Raw genomic sequence first — 5,346 nt, forward strand, 5'->3', positions numbered from 1 at the left:
AGGCTTAGGAGTGGTGGCGGCGGTACTCTTACTATCGCTACCACATGCTGAAAGCAAAGGTAAAATTGCGAGTGTTGTTAGGGTAATTTTATTTTTGTTCATTTAAACACCATTGAAATTTAAGCGCACCTAGACTCATATATCAGTAACTAGCTGTATTTATTACCTATTAATCATAAAAATACGTCAACTTCAATTAGCGATACTTATATACGTGACACCCATTCACCTCAATTATATTTACTCAAAAATAGAGTTAACTCATGCGCTTAAAAAGACAAGTATTGTTAATATTAGGTTGACCGAAATTTAATAATTCCCGGTTCTTTCCCCATTGATTAAAATAAACTAAATAGCCCCCCAGCCATTACATTACCTAAGCACTCAGGTCACTGATCCCCCAAACCTATTTACAACCTCTTGTCCCACTTCCCTTGATGGTCGCGATCGCAATTTTCTTGTGTATCGTAACTGACGTGCTTATCGATGCTCTTCAATGTAATCCCAACCTGACTAAACGCCTTTTGGATAGCAACAAAGACCTCCTGCTGACCTCCCACCTCTAAGAAGTTCGTTCTATCCTGATTGGTATCGAATACGCAGACGATTTTCAAACTTTGCGGGAATGAAGAGAAATTGACCGTATGAGTCACCCACAGAAAACCATCGAAGCCTTTTAACGTGTCTTCACACACGTCCGTTAACACGTCTCTGATTTGATTTTCGATCTTCTTATCTGATTTACGCATGAAATAAGCATCCTATTTAACACCTTAAAAAATAAGGTTTTTCGGTCAATGTTGTCTTAACCGACATTGGACACTGTGGCTGTTTCAAATGCAAAGTATTTATTGGGAAGAGTCTACTGGAAGATATAGAGGAAACGCCTCATGCTTGATCACTGACGAAGCAATCAAGCATGAGGCGAATATAGGATTTACGAAGATGTTAGCTCGCCGCTTGTTCCCAATCAGTCAGTAACTTCATGATCACGCGAGAGTCTTGATGCGTCGCCATCGGCGCAGCAAGTTGTGTGTCACCTTGCTCAACTGCTTGGCGGATATTACGCACTTGATAATGGAAGCCATCGCCTTGCGCTTCGACTTTCACTTCACGTTTCGACGTTTCATAGATCTCTACCGTAAACGTATTTTCTTCGGTCGGTAGCCATGGGTTGGTGTCGAGTGTGATACAGCCTTTGCTGCCTAGAATCGTAAAACCATGCTTTAAGCCGTGATCTTCAGCAGTATGGATTTGCGCGGTAAAACTGCCGTTGAAACGCATCATCGCCGACGATTCACAGATATTGCCATCTTGGCCACGTCGGCCGATTGCCGAGATCTGCACATCATCGAACACACTCTCGCCAAATTGCTGCTGCGCAACAGAGTGAATCAGCGACATTGGGTAGCAGCCAAGGTTGTATAGCGCGCCTTTGCTCGCAGGGTTAACGAACTGATCAATCGCCGAAACGTAGGAACCTTGAATTGAGCGCACTTCGCCAATCTCACCTGTCGCTAATTCTTGATGAAGCTTGGCGAACAATGGATGATTCAAGTACATCAAACCTTCTGCGAAGAACACGCTAGATGCTTTCACCGCTTGCAGAGCTTGCTCGGTTTTTTCCATATCAACCGACAGCGATTTTTCACACAGGATCGCTTTGCCTTTTTGAGCCGCTTTAATCACGTATTCGTGGTGAACGTGATTTGGTAGAGCGATGTAGATAATGTCGACTGACTCATCTTCAATCAGGGCTCCATAGCTGTTGAAGGTTAGTGTTGGTTGATATTGGGCTGCAAACTCGTTAAGTGTTTTTTCAGTACGACCAGCGACGGCATACAGCTCGCTTTGAGCATCGCCTTTAATCGCATCCGCCATTACACCTGAGATAAAGCTGGTTCCTAGGATTCCCCATTTCATGGCTTAGATCTCCTGCTCTTGTGTTTTGATAGGTCCACGTTGCGTTTCAAATGCTTGTACTAATTCCGTTATATCACGCTCAATAAACGCTTGCGTATGAGGCATCACAAAGTGCTGATTGATCGCCTCGCGGTTTGCGTATTGCTCAAGCAAGACAACGCGATCGCTTTGGTTTTGATCATAGCTTGCAATTGCTTGTAGGCAGCCCGGCTCACTTTGCATGTCTCGGCAAAATTGCTCGATAGCTTCAATCGCAGCCTCACGATCAATGTTGGTTTTAATCTTAATTTCTGCAGTAACAAAGATGGTTTCATTCGTCTGAGGCATTTCACGCTCTTATTTTAGTTAATTATCGGTTTGCCATTAATATAATTAACCCCTAATAATTGATAAACTCACGTTTTGTTTATTGTTTATCAACCGAGAGTGTTTAATGGATAAGTTAACTAGCATGAAGGTCTTCGTTTACGTGGTCGAGCAAGGCAGCTTTCGTAGCGCCGCCAACCACTTCAACTTGTCGGCGACCATGATCAGTAAACATGTCCACCACCTTGAATCGAGCCTCAACTCTCAACTGATCCACCGCACCACGCGTAAGCAATCGTTAACCGATTCAGGTCAGCTTTATTATCGAGAATGTAAGCGAATTCTCGAAGACATCAGCAATGCAGAGAACCTGATTCAAACCTTGGAAAACCAGCCTCAAGGCACGGTAAAGATAAACTGCCCGGTCACCTACGGAAACAAGGTGCTTGCCCCGATTGTGGCTAAGTTCCTCGCGCATCACCCAACGATTAATGTCGAACTGGTGCTGAACAACGACCTTGTCGATCCTTATTCATCCGATATTGATTTGATTGTGCGAATCGGTGACCTGTCTGACTCCAGTTTAGTCGCCAGATACTTAGGGGATTATGAGATGTGTTACTGCGCGGCTCCTGAGTACCTTAACCAACATGCTGAGATTCGTGTGTTGGAAGACCTTGCACAACACCCATCGCTTGGATTCAGCTATAGCAGTCGTCGTGATATTATTGGACGTGATACTCACATCCGTCATATCCAAAATAGTGAACCTCAATCCCGAGATCCTCAGAGTCACCAAGCAACTCACACTGCGGGGAACAAAGGACAAGTACGTTTGATGTCGAACAATGGGGATGTATTGCGATATGCTGCCCTTCAAGGCGTAGGCGTGTTGTTACAGCCGACTATCTTAGTCGCAGAAGAAATTGAGCGTGGAATGCTATTGGAGATCTTGCCCGGCATGGCACCGTTACCTAAACCGATTCACTTGCTCTACAAAACCAAGCAACTGTCGTTGAAGAACCGAACCTTTGTCGAATTCTTGTTAGCCACTCTTTCTGAGTAACTAAGCGCTGACGAATTAGCAAAGAGGCTTCTAAGTAACGAAGAGTTTTTTTAACAACAAAACCGCTAGACTGTTTGCCAATGGCTCATCAAGCGCTTACCAAGATCAGAGGGTGTGGTGTTATGGACGATCATCTCATCACATTGGTTGAACACCATGAAGTGTTTTAGTTCATCGCATAAAGCATGAACCAAAGACTCATGGTTTTTAATTCGCTCTTCCACAACCAAGTTACGGATATTGAGCAAACCACTCTTCCTGTCGACCTTGCAATCCATTCGTGCCACCAGCTCACCTTGCCAGAGAATCGGTAAGCTAAAATAACCAAACTGACGCTTGGCTTCTGGAACATAGCACTCAAGAAGGTAATCAAAATTGAACAGTGATTGCATTCGCTTACGTTGAATCAACAGATTATCGAACGGAGACAGTATCTTTAACTTAGTTCGAGATAGAGGCTGATTCAGCAGTTCAAACGCATTAGGCAACACATAATAATCAGCACCTTGAACATCCACCTTCACGACTTGTTTATCTTCAAGCATCTGCTGGAGTGTTGTCTGAATCAGAGGTTTTGTGTTCTTGAGTAGATAGCTCATTTCCGACGCTATTCCCACACCATTAGCTTCTAAATAACGCGTAATTAGATGCTCGATGTACTCTTGTTCCGTTGGTTCTGAGGTATCAATAGCACTCGGCAAAACTCGTTCGGTTAGGTCATACACCTTATGGAAGTTCACTCGGCTCGGCACCATTAAGTCACCTTGCATAAACAAAGTCTCTAGTGCCTGTTTGGCAGGTTTACCGCCCCATCCGCCGGGGTTTGGTCTATCCCCTTCAAAGTCTTTCGCCATTAATGGCCCTTCGCTCTCAATGCGTTTGAGAACATGCGCCATCAGTGCATCATCCTTTTTATACCAATGCTTAAGCTTACCGGTCGCAAACCCGTTCTTTCGATGCAGGCTGAAGCGGTAGTCGCGCATAGGCAGATAAGCAGCAGCGTGCGACCAATACTCAAACACTTCTCGACGCTCTAGCAGCTTGTCGAGATGATCAAGCTTGTAGTCTTGATTACGATTCCACAGCGTATGGTGGTGAGCTCGCTGAATCACAGAGATGGTATCAATTTGAACATACCCAAGGTTTTCAATCGCAGACAGCGTGTTCGCCAAAGTGCCCCCATTGCGTTGCTTTTTAGGTGGTAACTTCTTAGGCGGCAGCTTTTGCGAAAGCAATACCAGTTTTTGCGCTTGAGCGAGTGACAGTGATTCCATGTAATTCAGACTCTAATTGATACCAATAATCGGCTTATGATTCAGCAATAAGTTCTTGAAGAATTTGCTTGTACGTTTCGACCGTCTGCGCACCAGTGACCGCACTCTTGCGGTTGAATACCACGGTAGGAACCGCTGAGATTCCCATGTGTTGCCATTCAAACTCTTGCGCTTCAATTTGCTTCAAGTTATCGATGTTCTTTAGGCGCTTCAGTGCCTTCGTTGAGTCTAAGCCAACTGCTTCAAGTTCTTGCGCGATAACCTCAAGATCAGCAAGATTTTTCTGCTCTGAAAAATGAGCAGTAAAGAAGCGTAGCTTTAACTCAGTCTGTTTGCCATGCGCCAACGCGAAATCGAGCAGCACATGCAGGTGACGTGAATTCACCATTCTCATGCTGTCATAGAAATTGAAATCGAACCCTACCGCTTTGCCACGCGCCGCAAGCTGTTCGCGTGAACTTTGACTCTCTTCTGCGCTAGAGCCGTATTTTCTCATGATGTGGTCACGCAGGTTTTCGCCTTCTTGCGGCATATCAGGGTTAAGCTCAAACGGCTGCCATTCAAGTTCAATTTGCTCTGCTAAGCCAAGTTCTGAAACTGCTTGCTCTAAGTTTTTGTAGCCGACCACGCACCATGGGCACATTACGTCAGAAATAATATCAAGTTGAAGTTTCTTGCTCATCGTCATTCCAAATGCTCATTGATAAGGCATGTCTGCAGTAAAAGCAGGCATCCAATTTATCTTCAGACTACAACAACCTGAACAATCGTTCAAAT

6 protein-coding genes are annotated in these 5,346 nt (G+C 44.6%); 1 reads left to right on the forward strand and 5 read right to left on the reverse strand.

Annotation, left to right across the window (positions count from 1 at the left end; translation table 11 throughout):
• Positions 1 to 410: 410 nt before the first annotated feature.
• The 3 genes from AB4496_RS16595 to AB4496_RS16605 all read right to left on the reverse strand — a co-directional run bounded on the left by AB4496_RS16595 (position 411) and on the right by AB4496_RS16605 (position 2,250).
• Positions 411 to 749 carry a Fis family transcriptional regulator gene (locus tag AB4496_RS16595; RefSeq protein ID WP_102258291.1) on the reverse strand — a complete coding sequence of 113 codons (339 nt, stop codon included), beginning with the start codon at positions 747 to 749 and terminating at the stop codon, positions 411 to 413.
• Positions 750 to 948: 199 nt separating this feature from the next.
• Positions 949 to 1,923 (reverse strand): Gfo/Idh/MocA family protein, encoded by a 975-nt coding sequence (locus AB4496_RS16600; RefSeq protein WP_009845908.1) that lies wholly within the window; start codon positions 1,921 to 1,923, stop codon positions 949 to 951.
• 3 nt (positions 1,924 to 1,926) lie between these two features.
• Entirely contained in the window at positions 1,927 to 2,250 is a 324-nt protein-coding gene (locus AB4496_RS16605; protein WP_102258290.1) for a putative quinol monooxygenase, read from the reverse strand.
• Positions 2,251 to 2,356: 106 nt separating this feature from the next.
• Here AB4496_RS16605 and AB4496_RS16610 point away from each other — a divergent pair, with 106 nt between their 5' ends.
• Complete coding sequence (locus AB4496_RS16610) at positions 2,357 to 3,295, forward strand: LysR substrate-binding domain-containing protein (protein WP_009845910.1); 939 nt, start codon at positions 2,357 to 2,359, stop codon at positions 3,293 to 3,295.
• A gap of 65 nt (positions 3,296 to 3,360) precedes the next feature.
• On the opposite strand, the gene AB4496_RS16615 is transcribed toward AB4496_RS16610, so the two are convergent.
• Together AB4496_RS16615 and AB4496_RS16620 are read right to left on the reverse strand one after the other, a co-directional pair.
• Entirely contained in the window at positions 3,361 to 4,569 is a 1,209-nt protein-coding gene (locus tag AB4496_RS16615) for a winged helix-turn-helix domain-containing protein (protein ID WP_102258289.1), read from the reverse strand.
• Positions 4,570 to 4,603: 34 nt separating this feature from the next.
• Complete coding sequence (locus AB4496_RS16620; protein ID WP_032555160.1) at positions 4,604 to 5,251, reverse strand: DsbA family oxidoreductase; 648 nt, start codon at positions 5,249 to 5,251, stop codon at positions 4,604 to 4,606.
• Positions 5,252 to 5,346: the final 95 nt, after the last annotated feature.

Origin of the sequence: Vibrio sp. 10N.222.46.A1 (assembly GCF_041473595.1) — a bacterium.
Classification (GTDB): domain Bacteria; phylum Pseudomonadota; class Gammaproteobacteria; order Enterobacterales; family Vibrionaceae; genus Vibrio; species Vibrio tasmaniensis_A.